22 protein-coding genes are annotated in these 21,275 nt (G+C 37.3%); 10 read left to right on the top strand and 12 right to left on the bottom strand.

Annotation, left to right across the window (positions count from 1 at the left end; all coding sequences use genetic code 11):
• Positions 1-34 precede the first annotated feature (34 nt).
• On the bottom strand, positions 35-1,072 hold the full coding sequence (locus tag ACNFU2_RS20835) for a prolyl-tRNA synthetase (RefSeq protein WP_418123010.1): 1,038 nt from the start codon (positions 1,070-1,072) through the stop codon (positions 35-37).
• 177 nt (positions 1,073-1,249) lie between these two features.
• Here ACNFU2_RS20835 and proS point away from each other — a divergent pair, with 177 nt between their 5' ends.
• The 5 genes from proS (at position 1,250) to dnaJ (ending at position 7,416) form a co-directional block, all read left to right on the top strand.
• Positions 1,250-2,725 carry a proline--tRNA ligase gene (gene proS, locus ACNFU2_RS20830; RefSeq protein ID WP_273647335.1) on the top strand — a complete coding sequence of 492 codons (1,476 nt, stop codon included), beginning with the start codon at positions 1,250-1,252 and terminating at the stop codon, positions 2,723-2,725.
• A gap of 116 nt (positions 2,726-2,841) precedes the next feature.
• Complete coding sequence (locus ACNFU2_RS20825; protein WP_273647334.1) at positions 2,842-4,143, top strand: OmpA family protein; 1,302 nt, start codon at positions 2,842-2,844, stop codon at positions 4,141-4,143.
• Positions 4,144-4,256: 113 nt separating this feature from the next.
• Complete coding sequence (locus tag ACNFU2_RS20820) at positions 4,257-5,588, top strand: Nramp family divalent metal transporter (RefSeq protein ID WP_172277124.1); 1,332 nt, start codon at positions 4,257-4,259, stop codon at positions 5,586-5,588.
• A gap of 75 nt (positions 5,589-5,663) precedes the next feature.
• The gene (locus ACNFU2_RS20815; protein WP_172277121.1) at positions 5,664-6,200 is read left to right on the top strand and encodes a nucleotide exchange factor GrpE; all 537 of its coding nucleotides are present in this window, start codon (positions 5,664-5,666) and stop codon (positions 6,198-6,200) included.
• A 100-nt stretch (positions 6,201-6,300) separates the two neighbouring features.
• On the top strand, positions 6,301-7,416 hold the full coding sequence (gene dnaJ, locus ACNFU2_RS20810; protein WP_172277118.1) for a molecular chaperone DnaJ: 1,116 nt from the start codon (positions 6,301-6,303) through the stop codon (positions 7,414-7,416).
• A 110-nt stretch (positions 7,417-7,526) separates the two neighbouring features.
• Here the strand turns inward: dnaJ and ACNFU2_RS20805 are convergent, their stop codons facing one another.
• Together ACNFU2_RS20805 and ACNFU2_RS20800 are read right to left on the bottom strand one after the other, a co-directional pair.
• Entirely contained in the window at positions 7,527-8,435 is a 909-nt protein-coding gene (locus tag ACNFU2_RS20805; protein ID WP_418123006.1) for an acyltransferase family protein, read from the bottom strand.
• An 83-nt stretch (positions 8,436-8,518) separates the two neighbouring features.
• Entirely contained in the window at positions 8,519-9,400 is an 882-nt protein-coding gene (locus ACNFU2_RS20800; RefSeq protein ID WP_172277112.1) for a DUF808 domain-containing protein, read from the bottom strand.
• 194 nt (positions 9,401-9,594) lie between these two features.
• On the opposite strand from ACNFU2_RS20800, the gene ACNFU2_RS20795 reads away from it, so the two are divergent.
• Positions 9,595-10,110, top strand: a complete 516-nt coding sequence (locus ACNFU2_RS20795) for a tetratricopeptide repeat protein (RefSeq protein ID WP_273647332.1) — start codon at positions 9,595-9,597, stop codon at positions 10,108-10,110.
• 51 nt (positions 10,111-10,161) lie between these two features.
• Positions 10,162-11,031 (top strand): alpha/beta hydrolase, encoded by an 870-nt coding sequence (locus ACNFU2_RS20790; RefSeq protein WP_306611283.1) that lies wholly within the window; start codon positions 10,162-10,164, stop codon positions 11,029-11,031.
• A gap of 42 nt (positions 11,032-11,073) precedes the next feature.
• Here the strand turns inward: ACNFU2_RS20790 and ACNFU2_RS20785 are convergent, their stop codons facing one another.
• The 5 genes from ACNFU2_RS20785 to ACNFU2_RS20765 all read right to left on the bottom strand — a co-directional run bounded on the left by ACNFU2_RS20785 (position 11,074) and on the right by ACNFU2_RS20765 (position 15,905).
• On the bottom strand, positions 11,074-11,769 hold the full coding sequence (locus ACNFU2_RS20785) for a DedA family protein (RefSeq protein WP_273647330.1): 696 nt from the start codon (positions 11,767-11,769) through the stop codon (positions 11,074-11,076).
• Positions 11,770-11,855: 86 nt separating this feature from the next.
• The gene (gene prfB, locus ACNFU2_RS20780; protein ID WP_172277100.1) at positions 11,856-12,968 is read right to left on the bottom strand and encodes a peptide chain release factor 2; all 1,113 of its coding nucleotides are present in this window, start codon (positions 12,966-12,968) and stop codon (positions 11,856-11,858) included.
• Positions 12,969-13,101: 133 nt separating this feature from the next.
• On the bottom strand, positions 13,102-13,410 hold the full coding sequence (locus ACNFU2_RS20775; RefSeq protein WP_273647329.1) for a hypothetical protein: 309 nt from the start codon (positions 13,408-13,410) through the stop codon (positions 13,102-13,104).
• Positions 13,411-13,417: 7 nt separating this feature from the next.
• Positions 13,418-14,527 carry an NAD(P)/FAD-dependent oxidoreductase gene (locus tag ACNFU2_RS20770; RefSeq protein WP_418123002.1) on the bottom strand — a complete coding sequence of 370 codons (1,110 nt, stop codon included), beginning with the start codon at positions 14,525-14,527 and terminating at the stop codon, positions 13,418-13,420.
• Positions 14,528-14,540: 13 nt separating this feature from the next.
• Positions 14,541-15,905: an AAA family ATPase gene (locus tag ACNFU2_RS20765; RefSeq protein WP_172277094.1), complete on the bottom strand. Its 1,365-nt coding sequence runs from the start codon at positions 15,903-15,905 to the stop codon at positions 14,541-14,543.
• 117 nt (positions 15,906-16,022) lie between these two features.
• On the opposite strand from ACNFU2_RS20765, the gene ACNFU2_RS20760 reads away from it, so the two are divergent.
• The 3 genes from ACNFU2_RS20760 to ACNFU2_RS20750 all read left to right on the top strand — a co-directional run bounded on the left by ACNFU2_RS20760 (position 16,023) and on the right by ACNFU2_RS20750 (position 18,545).
• A complete protein-coding gene (locus tag ACNFU2_RS20760; protein WP_418123001.1) occupies positions 16,023-16,934 on the top strand; it encodes an ABC transporter ATP-binding protein in 912 nt (303 codons plus the stop codon).
• Positions 16,927-17,772 carry an ABC transporter permease gene (locus ACNFU2_RS20755; protein ID WP_273647325.1) on the top strand — a complete coding sequence of 282 codons (846 nt, stop codon included), beginning with the start codon at positions 16,927-16,929 and terminating at the stop codon, positions 17,770-17,772. The genes ACNFU2_RS20760 and ACNFU2_RS20755 overlap by 8 nt, the downstream gene beginning before the upstream one ends.
• A 116-nt stretch (positions 17,773-17,888) precedes the next feature.
• Positions 17,889-18,545 (top strand): hypothetical protein, encoded by a 657-nt coding sequence (locus ACNFU2_RS20750; RefSeq protein WP_418122998.1) that lies wholly within the window; start codon positions 17,889-17,891, stop codon positions 18,543-18,545.
• A gap of 191 nt (positions 18,546-18,736) precedes the next feature.
• Here the strand turns inward: ACNFU2_RS20750 and msrB are convergent, their stop codons facing one another.
• From msrB to ACNFU2_RS20730, 4 genes are all read right to left on the bottom strand, one after another.
• The gene (gene msrB / locus ACNFU2_RS20745) at positions 18,737-19,822 is read right to left on the bottom strand and encodes a peptide-methionine (R)-S-oxide reductase MsrB (RefSeq protein ID WP_273647323.1); all 1,086 of its coding nucleotides are present in this window, start codon (positions 19,820-19,822) and stop codon (positions 18,737-18,739) included.
• 20 nt (positions 19,823-19,842) lie between these two features.
• Complete coding sequence (locus tag ACNFU2_RS20740) at positions 19,843-20,286, bottom strand: DUF417 family protein (RefSeq protein ID WP_172277079.1); 444 nt, start codon at positions 20,284-20,286, stop codon at positions 19,843-19,845.
• Positions 20,287-20,367: 81 nt separating this feature from the next.
• The gene (locus tag ACNFU2_RS20735; RefSeq protein WP_172277076.1) at positions 20,368-20,640 is read right to left on the bottom strand and encodes a hypothetical protein; all 273 of its coding nucleotides are present in this window, start codon (positions 20,638-20,640) and stop codon (positions 20,368-20,370) included.
• Between the two features lie 9 nt (positions 20,641-20,649).
• Positions 20,650-21,204, bottom strand: a complete 555-nt coding sequence (locus ACNFU2_RS20730) for a sigma-70 family RNA polymerase sigma factor (RefSeq protein WP_418122995.1) — start codon at positions 21,202-21,204, stop codon at positions 20,650-20,652.
• Positions 21,205-21,275: the final 71 nt, after the last annotated feature.

Genomic DNA, 21,275 nt, shown 5'->3' with positions numbered 1-21,275 from the left:
TATTATTTGAATAGTTAGTTATTATGTTTAAAAATTATCTGCCTCCTGATCTGAAGCCGCCTCCGCCGCCGGATCTAAATCCACCGCCGCCTCCACCGGAACCGCCACGGAAACCACCTCCGCCACCAGAGTTGAATCCTCCGGATCTGAAGCCACCGTTGTCATTTGATCTGAAACCACTATCATTTCTGTATCTTGGCTGGCTGTCGTAATTAGGTCTTGGCTGAGTATTCATATTAGGATTACGATATCCTGAATTATTATTTCTGAAACCACTGTTATTGTTGCCTCTGAATCCGGAATTGTTACCATTAGTCATTGTTCCGTTTCTGAAACCACCATTGTTATTTCTGAACCCTGAACCATTCGTATTGTTTCTGAATCCTGAACCTGCAGAATTGTTTCTGAATGCAGAGTTATTAATGTTGTTTCTGTATACTGATCCGTTACTTCCGTTATATCCGCTTAAACCATATCCAAGTCTTCCGTCAGCACCACTTCTCCTGTAAGCCGGTCTGTTGTAATATCCATTACCCCAGTAACCGCCACCCCAGCCCCAATATGGGTTTCCATAGTAGCCGCCGCCCCAGCCCCAGTAAGGGTAACCACCCCAGCCCCATGAGCCGCCCCAGCCCCAGCCGAAGGACATTCCGAAGCCCCAGCCTCTGTTCCAGCCCCAATATGGGCTATAGCCTCCATACCATCCACCCCAGCCCCATGGTGAACCCCATGAGTTGTCGTAATAGTTGGTCTGAGATCCGGCAAAAGCGCCCCAATCAGAATCTGTTGCGGTATTATTCCATGAATCGCCTCCCCATGTGCTGTATTTGTTATCCTGATCTTTGGAGTTGGTTTCCGCATTCTGAATAAGATTGGTATTGTTTGCATCCTGATAGTAATCATAGTATTCTCCAACCCTGTTTCCGCCATTAATGATCACTCCTTCTGGCAACGTATCTTTATTGGGATCATAATAGACCCCGTCTGTCTCGCTGTACCCTCCCATCTGTGCACCACAAGACATTAATAACAATCCACTTGATATGGCTAAAATACCTTTGGATTTTAGCATACCAAATAAATTTTTATGTATATTTTTTTTCATGATAACGTAAAGATTTTTAATTTAAATTATATTTGCAATGTGTACCAAAAATGTACCAAACATCGGTAAAAAAATCTATCAAAAATAGATTTTTATTTTTAGATAACAATAATGTTAAAAAGTTAAAAAAAATTTAAAAAAACAATGGCAAAATTAACCTCAAGGAGCGAAGATTACAGCAAGTGGTATAACGAGTTAGTTGTAAAAGCAGATCTGGCAGAAAACTCCGGAGTACGTGGAAGTATGGTTATAAAACCATACGGATATGCGATCTGGGAAAAAATGCGTGATGAAATGGATAGAAAATTCAAAGAAACAGGTCACGTTAATGCTTATTTCCCGCTTTTTGTACCCAAAAGTCTGTTCGAAGCTGAGGAGAAAAATGCAGAAGGTTTTGCAAAAGAATGCGCCGTTGTTACCCATTACAGATTAAAAACCGATCCGGATAATCCTCACAAGCTGATAGTAGACCCTGATGCCAAGCTGGAGGAGGAACTTATCGTTCGTCCTACCTCGGAAGCTATTATCTGGAATACTTATAAAAGCTGGATCCAATCATACAGAGATCTACCGATATTGATCAATCAGTGGGCGAATGTTGTTCGTTGGGAAATGAGAACCCGTCTATTCCTGAGAACCTCTGAATTCTTATGGCAGGAAGGTCACACGGCTCATGCAACCAAAGATGAGGCCATAGAAGAAGCAGAAAAGATGAATAAAGTGTATGCAGATTTTGCAGAGAACTTTATGGCAATGCCTGTAGTCCAGGGATTAAAGACCCCTTCCGAAAGGTTTGCGGGAGCGGATGAAACCTATTGTATTGAGGCATTGATGCAGGATGGAAAAGCTCTTCAGGCTGGTACTTCTCACTTTTTGGGCCAGAATTTCGCAAAAGCTTTTGATGTGAAATTCACCAACAAAGAAGGAAAAATAGAACACGCATGGGCTACATCATGGGGAACTTCTACCCGATTAATGGGAGCGTTGATCATGACACACTCTGACGATTTCGGATTGGTATTGCCTCCAACTTTAGCTCCAATACAAGTGGTTATTGTTCCGATCTTCAAAGGAGAAGAACAACTGAGCCAAATCAGTGAGGTTGCTTTAGACATTCAGACAAAGCTTAGAGCTAAAGGTATTTCGGTGAAATTTGATAATGACACCCAAAACAAGCCAGGCTGGAAATTTGCTGAATATGAATTAAAAGGTGTTCCTGTGAGAATTGCAATCGGACCAAAAGATCTGGAAAATAAATCGGTTGAAATTGCAAGAAGGGATAACCTGACCAAAGAAACGGTTTCTATTGAAGGATTGGATTCCCATATCGATCAATTATTAAAAACCATCCAGAAAGATCTTTACACCAAAGCTCTTAATTTCAGAGAAGAAAATATGACTAAAGTGGATTCTTACGAAGAATTTAAAAAAGTTCTGGAAGAAAAAGGAGGATTCATCTATGCACATTGGGATGGTACCGCTGAAGAAGAAGAACAAATCAAGGAAGAAACGAAAGCGACCATCAGATGTATCCCTTTGGATGATGATATTGAAGAAGGTGTTTCATTAATCTCCGGAAAGCCTTCTAAGAGACGCGTACTGTTCGCTAAAGCATATTAATAATTTTAATCATTTGCAAAAAAAACGTTGAAAATCAAATAAATATTTAAAAAATATGACATTTGGACAGATTTTTGTTTAATTTTATGTCAACATTAATCTAAAAAATATTTATTATGTCTTTAAACGTTATTGATTTAATTAAAGGACAATTGGGTCCCGCTTTAGTTTCTCAGGCGGCTTCACAGCTTGGAGAAAGTGAGTCTGGTATTTCAAAAGCAATTGGAGGTTTATTGCCTGCCGTTGTTGGCGGATTAGCTAATAATGCTAATAATCCTGGAGTTTTAGATGCAATCACTAGTGCTTCATCTAATGGAATTTTAAGTAATTTATTAGGAGGCTCTTCTAATAATTCTATGATTTCAGGTTTATTGACGTCCATTTTTGGAGATAAACTGAGTGGCTTGGTAAATTCCATCGCCAGCTTTGCCGGAATTAGTAATAATTCTTCCAGCTCTTTGCTGAATATGGTAACAGGAGCTACAGTAGGTACTATAGGAAAGTATGCTGCAGACAATAATCTGGATGCATCAGGAATTTCAGGGCTACTGAATGATCAAAAAGGAATTGTTTCTACTTTACTGCCTGCCGGACTTTCTTTAGCATCATTAAATATTGGTGACTGGGCTAAAGGATATAAATTTGATAATGATAACGACGCCATAAAAACGCCGGTACAGGAGGAACCAAAAATTGAAGTAACAAGAAGTACAACTCCAACAGGTACCAACCCGGACAGAAATGACGGAGGTGGTTCTATCTGGAAATGGTTATTACCTCTTCTGCTATTGATTGCTGCAGGATACTTCTTATGGAAGCAGTGTGAGAAAAAAGAAACGACTACCACTACAATGGGCGCAGATTCTACAGGAGCACACTCTGATACGGCTACGGCAGTATCTCCATCTGATACAGCAGCAGCGCCTGCAGCTACAACCACGAAAGTTGACGAAAATATCGACTTGAACGGTACAGCGCTTAAAGGGTACAAAGGCGGAATGGAAGACAGAATGATTGCATTCTTAAAATCTGACGGCTACAAAAATGCAGCAGATGATAATGCATTAAAAGACACTTGGTACGATTTCGATCATGTGAATTTTAAATTAGGAAGCGCTACAGAACTGGAAGCAGGTTCTCAGGGACAATTGGAAAACCTTGCAGCTATTTTAAAAGCTTATCCTGATGCTAAAATTAAAATAGGAGGATATACTGACAAAACAGGTAATGAAGCTTCTAATGTAAAACTTTCTACTGCAAGAGCTAACTTTATCAAAGAATGGTTAGGCAAACAAAATCTAGGTGGTCAGGTATTAGGTGCAGAAGGTTATGGAAGTAAATTTGCAACGGTAGACGCAAAAGCTTCTGACGCTGAAAGAGCCAAAGACAGAAAAATGGCAATAAGATTTGCGAAATAATCTTTTAAAATAAATACTACGTATAAGATCCCGAAAGTTTTTTCGGGATTTTTTTATTATATATTTTCTATTTACATTTATTTAATTAAATTTGTTAGTCATTTCTAACATTTATGAATTTTACAAAAGGCGCTTGGCGAAAAGATAAAACACTCCACTCATTACCAGAAGTATACTCATCCATTAAAGTACCTAAAAACGGTTCTTTCTGGAGGAAATACCTTGCGTTTGCAGGTCCCGGTTTAATGATTGCAGTGGGATACATGGACCCCGGAAATTGGGCTACCGATATCGCGGGAGGAGCTCAATTTGGCTACACCCTGCTTTCCGTTATACTTATTTCCAACATTTTCGCAATGGTTTTACAGCATTTATCAGTAAAGCTGGGAGTAGCTACAGAGAGAGACCTTGCACAAGCCTGCAGGGACCACTTTAGCCCGACTACCAATTTTATCTTGTGGATCCTGTGTGAGATTGCCATTGCCGCCTGTGATCTCGCAGAAGTTATAGGATCTGCGATCGCACTCAACCTGCTTTTTCATATTCCCCTTACCTGGGGAATCGTAATAACCACAATAGATGTTTTACTTATCCTTTTGCTCCAGGCTAAAGGATTCAGATGGATCGAAAGTATTGTAGGAGGACTTATTTTTATTATTCTCGCATGTTTCATTTATGAAATCGTTATTTCAAAACCGGCCGTTAATGAAATATTGGGAGGTCTTGTTCCGCAAAAAGAAATTATTCAGAATCCTGCTATGCTCTATATTGCAATAGGAATCCTGGGAGCTACGGTAATGCCCCACAATCTCTATTTACACAGCAGTATTGTACAGACGAGGGATTATACACGGGATAACGCAGGTAAAAAAGAAGCTATAAAATTTGCCACTTTAGATAGTACGATCTCCTTAATGCTTGCTTTTTTCATCAACGGAGCAATTTTAATACTGGCAGCAGCTACCTTCCATATCACAGGAAATAAACATGTTGCAGATATCCATGATGCTTATAAAATGCTGACCCCAATCCTGGGTGCTTCTATGGCAAGTATAGCATTTGCGATCGCTTTGCTCGCCTCAGGTCAGAATTCTACATTAACAGGGACACTGGCCGGACAAATTGTAATGGAAGGTTTTCTGAATATCAGATTAAAACCCTGGTTAAGAAGATTGATAACCAGACTTATCGCGGTTATTCCTGCTTTAATTGTTGCGATTCTGTACGGAGAAAAAGGGACAACAGACCTTCTGGTTTTAAGCCAGGTTATCTTATCCATGCAGCTGAGCTTTGCTGTAGTTCCACTCGTAATGTTTACTAATGACAAAGCCAAAATGGGCGATTTCGTCAATAAGCCTTTCATGAAAATCTGTGTCTGGGTTATCTCAGCCATTATCATTGTCCTGAATCTTTATTTGTTGTATCAAACATTTTCCGGAGAATAATTTTTCTGCCTTAATGTCCATATTTGCTATTTGGCAGAATCTTTGACAAACAACTCTTTAAAATAGTTATTGAATATGGAAAATCAGGATATCAACGAAGAAAACATCAATAAGCAACAAGAAGACAACATTCAGAACGAAAATGCTTCTGAACAAAATGTGACAAATACTCCGACTGCGGAAGAACTTTTGGCAGAAGAGAAAGACCGTTATATTCGTCTTTATGCTGAGTTCGAAAATTATAAAAAGAGAACTTCCAAAGAAAAGATGGAGTTCTTCCAATATGCTAATCAGGACATGATGGTTTCTATGCTTGGAGTACTGGATGATTTTGAAAGAGCATTAAAAGAAATCGCTAAAAACGGAAATCCGGCGGATCTGCAGGGTGTAGAACTTATCTATCAGAAATTCAAAAATAAACTTACAGAGAAGGGGTTGAAATCAATGGAAGTAAAAGCCGGAGATTCTTTTAATGTGGACCTTCACGAGGCAATTACTCAGATTCCTGCTCCATCTGATGATTTAAAAGGTAAAATCGTAGATGTAATCGAAACAGGATATACTTTAGGAGATAAGGTAATCCGTTTTGCTAAAGTAGTAACAGGAAACTAATATTAATAAGTGATAAATGGTGAGCAATATCAGGTGATAAAACCCCATATATGCTCTACACATCTTTTGTCATTTATCTGAAATCAATTATACAATTGTCATGTCAAAAAGAGATTATTACGAGGTTCTTGAGATAAGCAAATCTGCTTCAACCGAAGAAATAAAAAAATCATACCGTAAAATGGCCATCAAATATCACCCTGATAAAAATCCGGGAGATAAAGAGGCTGAAGAAAAATTTAAAGAAGCTGCCGAAGCTTATGAAGTATTGAGCGACGATCAGAAACGTGCAAGATACGATCAGTTCGGTCATGCAGGTGTAGGTGGAAACGGCGGATTCGGCGGTGGATTTGGCGGCGGAATGAATATGGAGGATATTTTCAGCCAGTTTGGAGATATTTTCGGTGGTCATTTTGGCGGCGGCGGATTCGGTGGTGGCGGACGTCAGCAGGTAAAAGGTTCTAATTTAAGAATCCGCATCAAGCTGAATCTTGAGGAAATGGTAAACGGTACCCAAAAGACTCTTAAAGTAAAAAAAATGAAGATGGCAGAAGGTGCCACTTCTAAAACGTGTCCTACCTGTAATGGTTCCGGAGTTCAGGTGAAAGTAATGAACACCATGTTCGGACAAATGCAGACACAGGCTACATGCGGAACTTGTCAGGGTATCGGAAAAGTTGCCGATAAAATCCCGGCAGGTGCAAATGCACAGGGACTTATAAAAGATGAGGAGGAAATTACCATCAATATTCCTGCAGGAGCAAGAGACGGAATCCAGCTTAATGTAAGAGGAAAAGGTAACGACGCTCCTTTCGGAGGAGTTCCGGGAGATCTGCTTGTTATCGTAGAGGAAGAAGTAGATAAAACAATCAAAAGAGAAGGAGACAATCTTCATCAGGAGTTATATATTTCATTTGCAGAAGCTGCATTAGGAACCAAAAAAGAAGTTCCTACGGTAGGTGGAAAGGTAAAAATCACTGTAGATCCCGGTACGCAATCAGGAAAAATCCTGAGACTGGCCGGAAAAGGCCTTCCTAGCATTGACAGTTATGGAAAAGGAGATATGTTTATACACATTAATGTATGGACTCCACAAAAATTAACGAAAGATCAGAAAGATTTCTTTGAAAAACAGATGTCCAGCGGAGAAATGGTTGCAGAACCATCCGGAAAGGAGAAGACATTCTTTGATAAAGTAAAAGATCTTTTCAACTAAAATATAAAAAGAGGCCTGCAAGGTCTCTTTTTTTATTGGCGTTCTGTTTTAATGTTCCGGAATTTATATTTTCTCACCTAAGACCATAGATGATCAAACTTTTTAAGCCATTACAAAAGATATTTCAGTTTGCGGTTAGCCAATACAAGAATAAAACTGGCAGTCAGTAATGTTATCACGAAAATCAACATTTCGAACGGATAATATAAACCAAGTGTCCATTTCATAATCAGAGGATGTATCACATAGATTGCAGTGGATAAGCTGGCAAGAATTTTAGTATCTATCATTACAGACACATTTTTGCAGTAGATAAATACCAGCGGGCAGGCTAATAATAAAGAAAACAACAGGTCAATATTTTCTGTAGAACTGATCATGATAAAATTGTAAAAAGACTCTGAAATCACAAGCCCGGTCAAAGCAATAACTGTGATCAGTGAAGGCCTGTATCTCATATCAAGGTTAAGCTTATTGATCAGATATCCTATTGTTAAAAAAGGAAAGCATACCAGGAGAAAGTTCCTGTAAGACGGATAAAGATTGATTAATTTATCTTTTTGCCCCCCAAAATAATGGAGATTTCCTATCGTCTGTAACGCGTAGCCTATACTGAATAATAAAACAATAAGCGCTAGCATAAACCTTACCGGTTTCTTCCTGATTAAAAATAAAATAATCGCTGAAAAAAAAGTTCCTATCAAATACCATAAGTGATGATATCCAAATAGAATGTTTATGAATATATCTTCTTTTTTCCAGAAGGGAATATAAACCAGCGACCAGATCAGGTAAAGCAAAAATGTCCTTACCAGCCACTTTTTAAGCTTTTGTGTATTGTCTACGTAATAAAAATAATATCCCGTAATGATTAAAAATGTGGGCACCGCCATTCTGAAAACCCCGTTAACAAGTACGAAACCAAGTACAGGACAGGTATCCTGAAATAAATGCATGTGCAGGAAGACAACAAAAAATGCAAGGACAATTTTCAATATATCAATGGACAGATTCCTCATGAGCCGTAAACATGATACAGCGTAAACAAGAATGATAAGTCAATCGTCTTGCTGTCTATTTTTAAAAGAGAACCTGCATACATCTATTTACGGGTTGCCAGAGTATATATTTTTTTGCCTAATGTAAAAAGTGCCACGGCAAGTAAGCCCCCTATCATTCCAAACGTAAACTCTTTAAGTACTGATGGCCAGTCAGGGAGAAAATGATGAAGATACGCTATATTATGAACAAAAATTCCTCCGGAAACCAAAATGAGGGCTATTGTTCCCACGATTGCCAGCATTTTAATAATAATAGGTAATGCTTTCACCAGTAAATGCCCCAGTTTGGAGAAAAAGCCTTTATCATTACTCTTTCTGATCAGCTTAAAGCCGGCATCATCCATCCTTACAATTAAAGCCACAATACCATACACTCCTATGGTTGCCAGGAAAGAAACCAAACTTACCGTAATGATTTGTGTCAGTAGAGGATGTTGTTCTTCAAGAACAGTTCCAAGAGCGATAATTACAATTTCGATTGAAAGAATAAAATCTGTGGTAATTGCTGATTTAATTTTCGATTTTTCTGAATTTTCATCATCTTCATTTTTTGTGCTTTCTTCTATGACTTCATGTCCTTTTTTATCCCGATGAAATAAAAACTCAATGATTTTTTCAACTCCCTCGAATGCAAGGTAAAAACCTCCTAAAATAAGAATGATTTCTATTGCAGGCTTATACAGCCAGTGTAGTAAAAACGCGATCGGCAGAATAATTAGCTTATTAATAAAAGAACCTTTGGTAATTGCCCATAACACAGGTATCTCCCGTGATGAAATGAAACCTGTAGCCTTTTCGGCATTTACCGCCAGGTCATCTCCCAAAATCCCTGCAGTTTTCTGAGTTGCTATCTTACTGGTTACAGCCACATCATCCATAAGAGCAGCGAGATCATCTAAAATTGCAAAAAAACCGGAAGCCATATGTAATTTATTATTTAACAACAAAAATAACTATTTAATTCTATATCTCATTTTCTTTTAAAATCAATTTAACAAAGAAAAAATTCATAAATCATAAGAAGCCTTGTGATCGTATCATCTATTTTTTTTATTGAACTTAATAATAAACCTCACAATTCTTCTCATATTTGCCAGGGTATAAAATCCTTAACAATATGGACGAAACTGAAATCTGGGAAAAACAACTGCAATCCATCTGGCAGCAATTAGGGAAAATAAGCAATGAAGATTTTATCCAGCGGATCAAAGATCATGTTCAGCATCTAACGGATAAAAAAGCAATTGCTGATTTTGAAATGGCTTGTGCATTTGATTCAACAGGAAATGAAAAAGAAGCTGAACCATTGTATCGTTCAGCCTTACACCATGGCTTATCGGGTTTGCGCAGAAGAAGGGCCAGAATTCAGCTTGCAAGTACACTGAGAAACAATGGAAAAATCGATGAGAGCATTCGGATCCTCAGAGAAGAAAAAATAAATGAGTCTGATGAGCTTGATGATGCAGTGGATTCTTTTCTTGCACTTTCATTGTACTCAGCCGGAGAGAGTAAAGAGGCATTGTCCCTAGCGTTAAAAGCTTTATCCCGGCATTTACCTCGATACAACAATTCATTATACAAGTACGCTGAAAATTTAGAAGCATCCAATAAACATGATAGCACCGGATCTTGAAAACAGCCCTGCCTTAACCCAGAATCATCATATTTTTCTTACATTTGATTTATGAAAAAGCTCATACTCAGATATCATTTTTTTATTTTAGGATGTATCGGCTTTTTATTAAATTCATGTAATTCAAGATTCAGAGTTTGGGTGGGGAATAACAATCAGCAGAAAATTTACAATTTAAAATACGGTGAGCATAAAAGACAGAAGATGGATATTTTCCTTCCGTCCGAATATGCTAAAGAATCCCCTGTTGTTCTTATTGTACATGGAGGGGCCTGGAAGTATGGCAGAAAAGAACATATGATCCAGATCCAAAAAATGCTTTTTAAAAATAATATTCCCAGCATCAATATCAATTACAGGCTCGTTTCAAAATCTAAAAAAATTACTTACAGGGAGCAGTTGGAGGATATCAGCTCGGTAATTGAAAAATTTAATTCTTTAGCGGGGAAAGCGGAACTCCAACCTGATAACTATATTATCCTGGGAGAAAGTGCGGGTGGACATTTGGCTTTACTTTATGGTTACCAGCATCCGGATCAGATCAAAAAGATCATTTCTTTAAGCGGTCCTACTGATTTTTATTCTCCGGAATTTTTACACTCATTTTACTCGAAATATACCTCACCTACTTTACAAAAGGTGGTAGGAACCAGATTTAACCGTCACAACCTGTCTGAGGAATTTAAAATAGCAAGCCCGATTGCCAATATTACAAATGTCCCTACGCTGATCTTTCAGGGAAATCAGGATTTTCTGGTTAATAAAAGCCAGGGGCTCGCGCTGGATTCGGCTTTAGCAAGCCGGAATATTACCCGTAAACTGGTTTTCATGAAAAATACAGGACATGCCCCAAGATTTTTCAGCAAACGAAAAAGAGACAGTATCATCTACCCTAATATCCTGGAATGGATAAAAAAATAACCTGCATAAAGCAGGTTATTATATTTTACAATTCACATCTCTTTATTTAGGTGAATTATCTTCGTATTTACTGTGATCCACTTTCTTACCAAAAAGAAATTTAATAATGATCGGAAGCGTAGTGATCAGAACGATCACAATAATGATCAGTTCGAGCTTTTCTTTAAGATTGATACCAAATTGTTCCTGGAATAATTTATCCAGATAGTGACCCGCAAAGATCAGGATGAACGACCATAGCACTGCTCCGATGATATTGTCTCTGAGGAACTCTTTTTTGTCCATTTTCACAATTCCCGCAACGATAGGAGTAAACGTTCTTACTACAGGTAAAAATCTTGCCATGATAACGGCTAAAGCTCCATGCTTTTCAAAAAAATCATGAGCCTGGTACAGGTATTTTTTCTTAAACAAAAAGGTATCTTGTTTTTTATAAAGTGCAGGACCTGCCTTCACCCCAAAGTAATATCCCACTTCATTACCTACAACAGCAGCAAATGCTACAGCAGTGGCAAGGATGGTAGTATCAAGAAGATCGCTCCCTGTAGAGCCAAATGTCTCTTTGATAATTTCAACAGCATAAATTCCTGAAACAAACAATAAAGAGTCTCCTGGTAAAAAAAATCCTACAAAAAGACCAGTTTCAGCAAAAATAATAAACAGAATCAGCCAAAACCCTCCCATTTTAATATAAAACTCCGGGTTTAATAAATCTTTCCAGCTATTGAAATCTTCCATACATATTGATAAGTAACAAAAATAAGTCTAAAAAGTCTGATTAAGAAATTAATTATAAGATTTTAACTAAAAAACCAGAATAATTTTTACAGGTCTAAATCATCGTCAGAAACCGCGGTTCCATCGGCCATGAGAAAAGCTTTCAGGAATGGCGTAAGATTTCCGTTCATTACCGAATCTACGTCTGAAGTCTCATAACCAGAACGTACATCTTTTACCAGTTTGTAAGGATGCATCACATAGTTCCTTATCTGACTTCCCCACTCGATTTTCATCTTATTGGATTCAATCTCGTTTCGGGCTTTCATTCTTTCTTCAAGCTCCATTTCATATAATCTGGAACGAAGCAATTGCATTGCCTTTTCCTTATTCTGCAGCTGCGATCTTGATTCCGAGTTTTCGATAATGATCCCGGTAGGCGCGTGACGGAGACGCACCGCTGTTTCCACCTTGTTAACGTTCTGTCCTCCGGCTCCTGAACTTCGCATGGTTTCAAATGAAATGTCCGCAGGGTTTATATTAATTTCAATAGTATCATCTACCAATGGATAAACATACACGGAAACAAAGCTTGTATGTCTTTTGGCATTACTGTCAAAAGGTGAAATTCTTACGAGCCTGTGAACACCATTCTCTCCTTTAAGGTACCCGAAAGCGTATTCTCCATCCATTTCCAGGGTCACCGTTTTTACACCGGCAACGTCTCCTTCCTGATAATTCAGCTCCCGAATTTTATATCCTTGCTTTTCTGCCCACATTGTGTACATTCTCATCAGCATTGCAGCCCAGTCACAACTTTCCGTACCTCCAGCCCCTGCCGTGATCTGTATAACGGCTGAAAGCTCATCTCCTTCGTTGGAAAGCATATTTTTAAATTCAAGGTCTTCTATTTTTTCTACTAGTTTTGGAAATGTCTCATCCAGCTCTTTTTCAGAATCAGGATCTTCTTTGGCAAATTCCATTAAAACCTGCAAATCCTCAAACTGAGTAGCAATTTCCTGGTAATCTTCCACCCATCTTTTTTTAGAACGAAGCTGCTTTAAGAATGCCTCCGCCTCTTTCGGATGATCCCAAAATTCAGGAGCAGCCGTTTTCTCGTCGTCATTAGAAATTTCTATTTTCTTCTTTTCAATCTGAAGATATTTATGGAGATCTTCAATTCTGGATTGAACATCTTTTATATGGTCGTTGTTAATCACGAAATTTTATTTTTTGCAAAAATAAGGATAAAATTTTGAGCAAAGAGCGATAGCTGATCAGCAATCATTTTTTCCTGAGTTAATGTTGAACAAGATCAATAATATTTTTTGACTCAATGGAAATATATATTAATCAGAATAAGCTATTATTTGTAGCCATAAAGCCAATAATTATAAATAAAAAATGTGCTGCTAATATAAATGGCAAACTCTTCTTACCTCCAAACCTATCAATAATATTTCCATAGATGGCAAATTGAAGTATACCAAATACCAGAAAATACATGGATATATTATCCGGTAATATAATTCCTAAAAAGCAAAGTGGAAAAATAACTGTGATCAGCGCATAATTTCCATGACCCGCTCCTGCAAAGAAAACTGACAAAAAAATAAGAGGAACCGTTAATACAGCAAAAAGATTCGTATATCTATATTTCATAACACATTTAATTGATCTTATCCGCAACGATCTCTCCAATTTTTGGGGCCAGTGCAACGCCCATCCCGGAGAGTCTTACAGCACAAAACTGTCTTTCCGATACCTGTTTTACAATGGGAGTTTTTTCTGAACCCATTGCCATGATCCCCGACCATCGAAGGTCAATTTTAAAATCATGATCAGGCAGAATTACCTCTTTCAAAAAATTTTCCAGATGATTCTGTAAAAATTCAGTAGTCTGAAAATCACGGGTTTCTTCAGTCTTAAAATCCTGGTTTCTCCCGCCTCCCAACAGCACCCTGTTTCCTACATTTCTGAAATAATAAAATCCCTCGTCGTAATGGAAAGTTCCTTTTAATTTTAAATTTTGAACGGGTTCCGTAACTAAAATCTGACCTCTGGCAGGAATGATTTCTTCATTTTCTAAAAATTGGGAGCTAAAAGCATTGGTACAGTAAATAACCTGCTCTGCATGAACAGACAAATCTTCAGACAACCTGACTTCCATTCCGGTGTTTTCCTCAATTACATCCGTAACCGGTGTTCCAAAAAGGAATTCAACTTTCAGGTCCTGACATTTCTCAAGAAGCTTTTGTAAGAGCTTTCCTGAATGGAGACTCCCTTCATATGGATTTTCAATCAGAAAGTCCGATTTTCCCAACCCAAATGCTTTGATTTTATCTTGTTGTAAAGAATAAGTGGCTGAAATTCCTGTTATGGGCTTCATTTTTTCATTCACTTCTTGCATCTTTTCTAAGGGAGATTCATTATTCAGGATTTCAAAGCCCCCACTCAAATCAAAATCAATTTCTGAATTCTTAAAATACTTCTGAATTTTCAGAAGCCCTTCAAACCTCATCTTAATCAATTCCAAGGTCTTGTCCCATCCCATTTTTCCCTGATCGGCAATAATTTCCGTCAGGCTTCCAAAGCAGGCAAAGCCGGCATTTCTTGTTGAAGCGCCCAGCGGAATCGGATTTCTTTCAATAATTAAAACAGATAGGTCAGGATATTTTTCTTTAATGGAAATAGCTGTCCAAAGCCCGGTAAACCCTGCTCCAATAATAATAACATCCCTTCTCCGGTAAAAGGTTTCAAGTTCCCAGATGCTGTTCATCGGTGATGAGTAATTAGCCTTTGTCTTTTCCTCCCTCCTCTTCACCATTGTGATGAAAACCTATTGCCCTCGCAGGTTCTTCTACCACTTTATAGGTTTCAAGTTCGGTTCGTAAGGATTTAATCCTGTATTGAAAATCATCAAAATTATTGATAATCGCATCATTTAAAAATTGTTCAACCTGTTGCAGGTATTCTTCTGTAAGTTTGCCTGCTGCATCTCTCAGGGCTCCATTTAAGAGGACATCGTCAATTACAAGTTTTTCATTTTTTGTTCGCTGGTAAAGATTTTTTATCCTCTTCTTCAGACTTTGTGTAAAATCCATGAGCATGGTATTGCTGAAAGCCTTCATTTTGGATGCACTTCCATTCCAGAAAGGTACTTTATCTGCTTTGTTATTTTTAAGGATCTTATAGAGCAAAGAATCGCTTTCCAGCCCTTTCGTCATTCCGTACAGGATAATTTCCGAACGCTCTGCAGCATTAGGAGGAAAAACAGGAATCATTACATCGAATCTTCCCGGCGCCAGAATCTCCTCATCAATCTCCGATACGGACTTGGCAGACCCCACCATCACTACGTCTTCTTTTGCAAATTTTCCGATGTAATGAAGAATGATCTCCTGCGTTTCAAGATTGCAGGATGCCACATTGTTCTCTGCACTTCTTTCCATCATGATTTCATCAAAATCATCCATAAAAAGAAGCACCTTATCCTCCGTCATCATCTTTATGAGAAAATCATTAAAATTTGTTTTATTCCCATCGATTAATGATGTTCCCAGATAATGTTTTTTAACTTCCTTAAACTGATAATTGATGATCTCTGCAATTTTGTTGGCCCAGAAAATCTTACCACTTCCCGGAGGTCCGTAAAGAATGATCCCCGCTGGTTTATTGATCCCCCAGTCTTTTATCTGTTGCTTATTTAAAAAAGGTTCCAAGACACTGGAAATATAAAAGAACAAATCCCGGTAACCTATGAAATCCCGGTGTTGAAGACTGGTCTTATGTCCAAAATAGTTATAAACAAACTGATAATTTCCACCCAGCTTATTATCTATTCCGTAACTGGAAATTGAAGAACGGAATATTCCGTTATCAAAAATATTAGGAGTGCTGTCCTGAATTGCTTTTTCTATCTTTTCCTTAGGCTGATTGATCGTCTCCGCAATTTGTTCAAGGGTTTTATTCTGATCAAGATCTTTTTCGTAGGTCCTTAAAAAATCTACATTCTCGCGGGCAAACTTTTCAAAATCATCTTTGATCTCAAAATTGGTACTCATACATACCCCAAGTTCCAGGTCAAAATCCTGGATAAATTGCTTGATTGCCTCTACGGAAATATTTAATTCTTTTGCAAGCTCAATTAACTTCATATTCACGAATTATACTACCAAATTTAATATTTTAATCTCATACAAGATCAGACAATTTAAGTAAATATTGTAACATTCTGTTAAAAACAAAGACTACTACTATGTAAAACAAATTACATGGAAAAAGTTTTGTCAGTAAAGAATTTAACAAAAAAATTCAAACGAACCGTTGTAAACAATATCTCTTTTGATGTAGAAAAAGGGAACGTTTACGGACTTCTTGGCCCTAATGGAAGTGGGAAATCCACTACATTCGGAATGTTGCTTTCCACCATAAACCCTACCAGTGGCGACTGGTATTGGTTTGGAAAAAAAGGTACAGATCCCGATACTTTAAAAAAAATCGGGGCTATTATTGAGCAACCGAACTTCTATCCATATCTGAGTGCCGAAACCAACTTAAAGATTGTTGCCGAAATTAAAGGAGCTTCCTACCACCGTATTGATGAAGTTCTGAAGACTGTAAATCTTCTGGACAGGAAGAAAGACCCATTTAAAACGTTCTCACTTGGAATGAAACAGCGACTGGCGATTGCCTCCGCTATGCTGAACAATCCTGAGGTCATGATATTGGACGAACCTACAAACGGACTGGATCCTGAAGGCATTATCCAGATCAGGGAAATCATTTCCAATATTGCCAAACAAGGAATTACGATCATTATTGCCAGCCATCTTCTGGACGAAATTGAAAAAATATGCAGCCATGTTATTGTTTTAAAGGAGGGGAATTCCATCTACAGCGGGCGGGTTGATGAAATTACAAGCAACAAAGGTTTTTTTGAATTAAAGGCAGATAACAATACTGCACTTTTAAATGCGCTTGAAGAACTGCAATGGTTCAGCTCTATAAACACCGAAAATGATATCATTAAAGCTCAGATTCGTGAAGACGCTTCCATTTCTGCTTCGGCACTCAATCAGAAGCTGGCAGAAAAAGGTATTTTCTTATCCCACTTGTCTAAGAAAAAATTATCGCTTGAAACTCAATTCCTTGAACTTGTAAAAAACACGAATACCAATGCTTAAATTATTAAAACTCGAATACCACAAAAATCTGAATTACAGACCATTCAGGATTTTCACCATATTGTATTTTGCTATTTTAGTGGCGCTTCTTTTCATCGGATTGGTCGATCTGGATGTCTTTGGTGCAACAATTAATCTAAAGGAACAGGGGATTTATAATTTTCCGGAAATCTGGAACTTCACTACCTGGATTGTAGCCTTGCTAAAGATATTCCTTGGATTGATTATTGTTTTTTCGATCTCACAGGAGTTCAGCAACAGAATGTTTAAGCAGAATACCATTGATGGGTTGAGCAGAAAAGAATTCATCGGATCTAAGCTACTGACGATAACTATTTTTTCTGTTGTATCTACCCTTATTGTATTTGTCATTACTCTTTTCTTGGGATATAATTACTCCAAGGTAACAGACTCCGCATCGGTCTTCAAAGAAATGTTCTTTATCGGAAATTATTTTGTAAAACTTTTTACTTTCTTCTGTTTTTTAATGTTTCTTTCAGTACTCCTCAGAAAATCCATGTTTGTATTTCTAGGATTCTTTGTGTATTGGATCGGTGAAGGAATCTTAACCGCCATCGAAGTATTCCAAAAAGTCCGTGGAACACAGGAACTGGAGAGAATCAAGATTATGAAAGAAGATTTCTTCATCACTCATCTTCTCCCTTTGGAAAGTATGTCTAACCTGATTCCCAATCCTATGCTGAGATTAAATATGGCTAAAATGATGGGATTGAAATATGAATTCACCTATCCTACCGAAAGTTTAATCGCCTGTATTGTTTGGAGTGGACTTTTTATTTTCGGATCATACTGGATCCTGAGAAAAAGGGATTGGTAGTCTCTTTAATTGAATGATTAAAAGATTTGAAAATTAAAATATTAAAAAGTGATTCATTGAGGATCACTTTTTTTATTTGTACAGAATATTTTTTTAATTTTATAAAAATGCGAGGCTTGAAAAAAATATATTATTTCCCTGGGCTTATAAGCGCTGTTATTATTCCATTATTGTTTTGGTATTATGGGAGCCGGAAGTTTGAGGAGATCAATCTCAATGTTATTGATATTGGATTACCTGCTAAGATCAGGCCTGGAGAAAAAGTAAATGAATCTGCAACTTTCGAATCCGTACGAAACTGGAATTATAAAAAAATTATAGTAGAACCTAATTCAGCAAGAGAAAATTCCAAACGTTATATATCTGACATTAAACAGCTTCAAAAAGAAAACCGCAAGGAATCTGGAATAGAATTTATTTTAAATGACGAAAATACATATGATGACATTATATCTTTATTAAATGATATAGAATCCAGCGGACAATTATCATACTGCTTAGACCTTAACAAAACAGGACATTTTTTTGTTCCTCATCAGTACATTGATCCTACTATAACAAAAATTGATGATGACCTTATTTTTAGATGTGGGACGGGATTAATAATGCAAAGCGCTTTGAAGAACAATCCGTCACAACAATTTTCCGAATTTGAAACTTCAATTTCACAATTACCCAAGCCTTCATTTTACATCATTTTTGGATTTTTACTATTTTTAAATATCTCCATGTTTAGCATTAAAGATACCGTTCAATTTAATAAAAGACAATAATGAAAAAGATATACTACTTTCCGTGACTTATTAATGCTGTACTTATTCCATTATTGTTTTGGTATTATGGGAGCCGGAAGTTTGAGGAGATCAATCTCAATGTTATTGATATTGGATTACCTGCTAAGATCAAGCCTGGAGAAAAAGTAAATATTCATAAAAAAAGGTTGCTTTTCAGCAACCTTTACACATTATTTTTTCTCGAGTAATGGAAGATACTCAGCATATCCTTTCTTCTCCATTTCAGCCTTCGGTATAAACTTTAGAGAGGCACTATTGATACAGTAACGTAAACCTCCTTTATCTTTAGGGCCATCTGTAAAGACGTGTCCCAAATGAGCGTCACCAGTCTTACTACGAACTTCCACTCTGGTCATTCCCGCAGACCTGTCTAATTTTTCATCGATAACATTTTTAGTAATCGGTTTGGAAAAACTTGGCCATCCACAACCGGATTCGAATTTATCTGTTGACACAAATAATGGCTCCCCTGTTGTAATATCTACATAGATTCCTTCACGAAACTCTTTATCATACTCATTCTGGTAAGGCATTTCTGTAGCATTTTCCTGCGTTACACGGTATTGTTCAGCCGTAAGTTTTTCTTTTAAAACCTTTTTATCCTGTTTCTGGTACTTAGCTTTTGGAAGCGGATTGGCATTTTTAGCCATTTCAAAAAGTCCCGGTTCGATGTGGCAGTATCCTCCAGGATTTTTATCCAGATAATCCTGATGATAATCTTCCGCCCTGTAGAAATTTTTCAGTGGAATAGTTTCTACCACCACAGGCTTACTGTAATTTTTAGCCAGCTTTTGTACTTCTTCTTTCACAATGGCTTCTGTAGCCTTATCTGTAGAGTAAATTCCGGTTCTGTACTGGTCTCCCCTATCATTTCCCTGTTGATTCAGACTTGTAGGATCAATGGTTTTGAAATACAGATCGATCAATAATTTCAAATCAACCTGATCAGGATCATATTTCACTTTTACGGTTTCTGCAAAGCCGGTTGTATGGCTTACAACTTCTTCATAGGTAGGATTTGTCTTGTTTCCGTTAGCGTATCCTACTTCAGTTCCCACAACCCCGCGAATCTGTTGGAAAAAGTGCTCTGTTCCCCAAAAACATCCGCCTGCAAAATAAACTTCTTTTACATTTTTACTGTCCATAATGGTCTCATTTTCTTTTTTTATTTCTGACGATTTCTTTGAATCGCCACAGCTTCTTGCAAATACGGCAATACCTAAAACAACTGCCAGTAATATTAATATACTTTTCATTTTTATCTTTTTATTCATTATTATTTTTTTTGATATATCATCAATCCAAATCCTAAAAGCATGAGATCTTTAAGAATAAAGAAATCTGTTACCGGAACTCCATCCACTATTTTCCAGATTCCCGGAGTTGTAAATAAATAGCTTAAAGTAACAAGGAAAGTCACTGTCATTCCGATTCCCGCATACTTCTTGAGAGCTACAAATTTCGGACTAAATATCAGCAGTAGTGCAATGATAATTTCTATCGTTCCGATAGCATTTGACACTGTTTGAACGCTTGCTATATTATATACGAAAAAGGTGAGAAAATGGTTTTCAACCAGGCTTTTTATTCCTTGTGCTTCGGTTGGAGTAAATTTGAAAATTCCAATCCAGAGTAAGATAAGTGCCGCTCCGTATAATGAGATGTAATATCCCAGCTTATACGTTATAGATTCTTTAGTAAGTTGTGCTGTTCCGTTCATTTTTTTAAGATTTTGAATGACTACTTTTATTATTTTCAGAAGTATAGTCGGAACGGCTTCAAAATCCTGACAGAATTTTTATCAAAAATCTATCTTTTTAATCATATCATCTTTAAAACCTTGAATATCAGAATCATTTATTTCATCACTTTCCTTTTTTATAAAAGTTTTCTTCATGATTTCATCAAGGATAGCGAGCTTTTTCTGATAAGCCCTGCACCATTTGCAAATTTTCAGATGCATAGTAAGCTTACGGTCTTCTTCCGGAGAAATAGACCCTGCATTTTTCTTTTCCATAAGGAGTGTGGCTACACTGCATGGAAGAAATATCAAATGAATCAATTTTTTCAACATGTTCAACATTTATGATTTTGCAAACCAATTAAAATCCAGGCACTCCCGCAACTGCATTCTGCTTCTTTGTAAAATCTTCCATAGATTAGTCGTAGAAATATCCAATTCCTGACTCACATCCGGAGCTTTTTTTTCCTGGAGGTAGTACATTTTCACAGGAATCTTCCATCGGACGGGCAATTCTTCAATACAATCTTCTAAAGTTTTATTGAATTGCTGGTCATCCAGAAGCTCAGGTTCTTTATTAGAAATATCCCAGTCATTCAGAACCTGGCTACTTTTCCAGGATCCTGTTTCATCAAAAAAATGATCCAGCCTGATCTGAGGTTCAGACTTGTACTTTCCACGGTAGAAATCGGCAACCTTCCGGTTGAGAATCGTCATCAGCCAGGTAAGAGGCTGGCTTTTTCCCTCAAAAGAATCATAAGATGACAATGCTGAAAGAAAAACTTCCTGAACGATATCTCTAGCATCATCCTTATCTGAAAGAAGATACATTGCTCTCTTTAAAAGGGCTCCGGAATACATTTCTACCCAGCTTTTCAGCACTTCATTTTTCGTCATATTACGCTTTTATCATTTCAGATCATAACGAAGATAGTAAGTTAAGCGGAAAAGCACAAAAAAATATACTG

It is taken from the genome of Chryseobacterium sp. PTM-20240506 (assembly GCF_048296755.1).
GTDB classification, from domain to species: domain Bacteria; phylum Bacteroidota; class Bacteroidia; order Flavobacteriales; family Weeksellaceae; genus Chryseobacterium; species Chryseobacterium proteolyticum.
The sequence above is the reverse complement of the archived record's forward strand: the minus strand, read 5'-3'. Positions and strand labels throughout refer to the sequence as shown.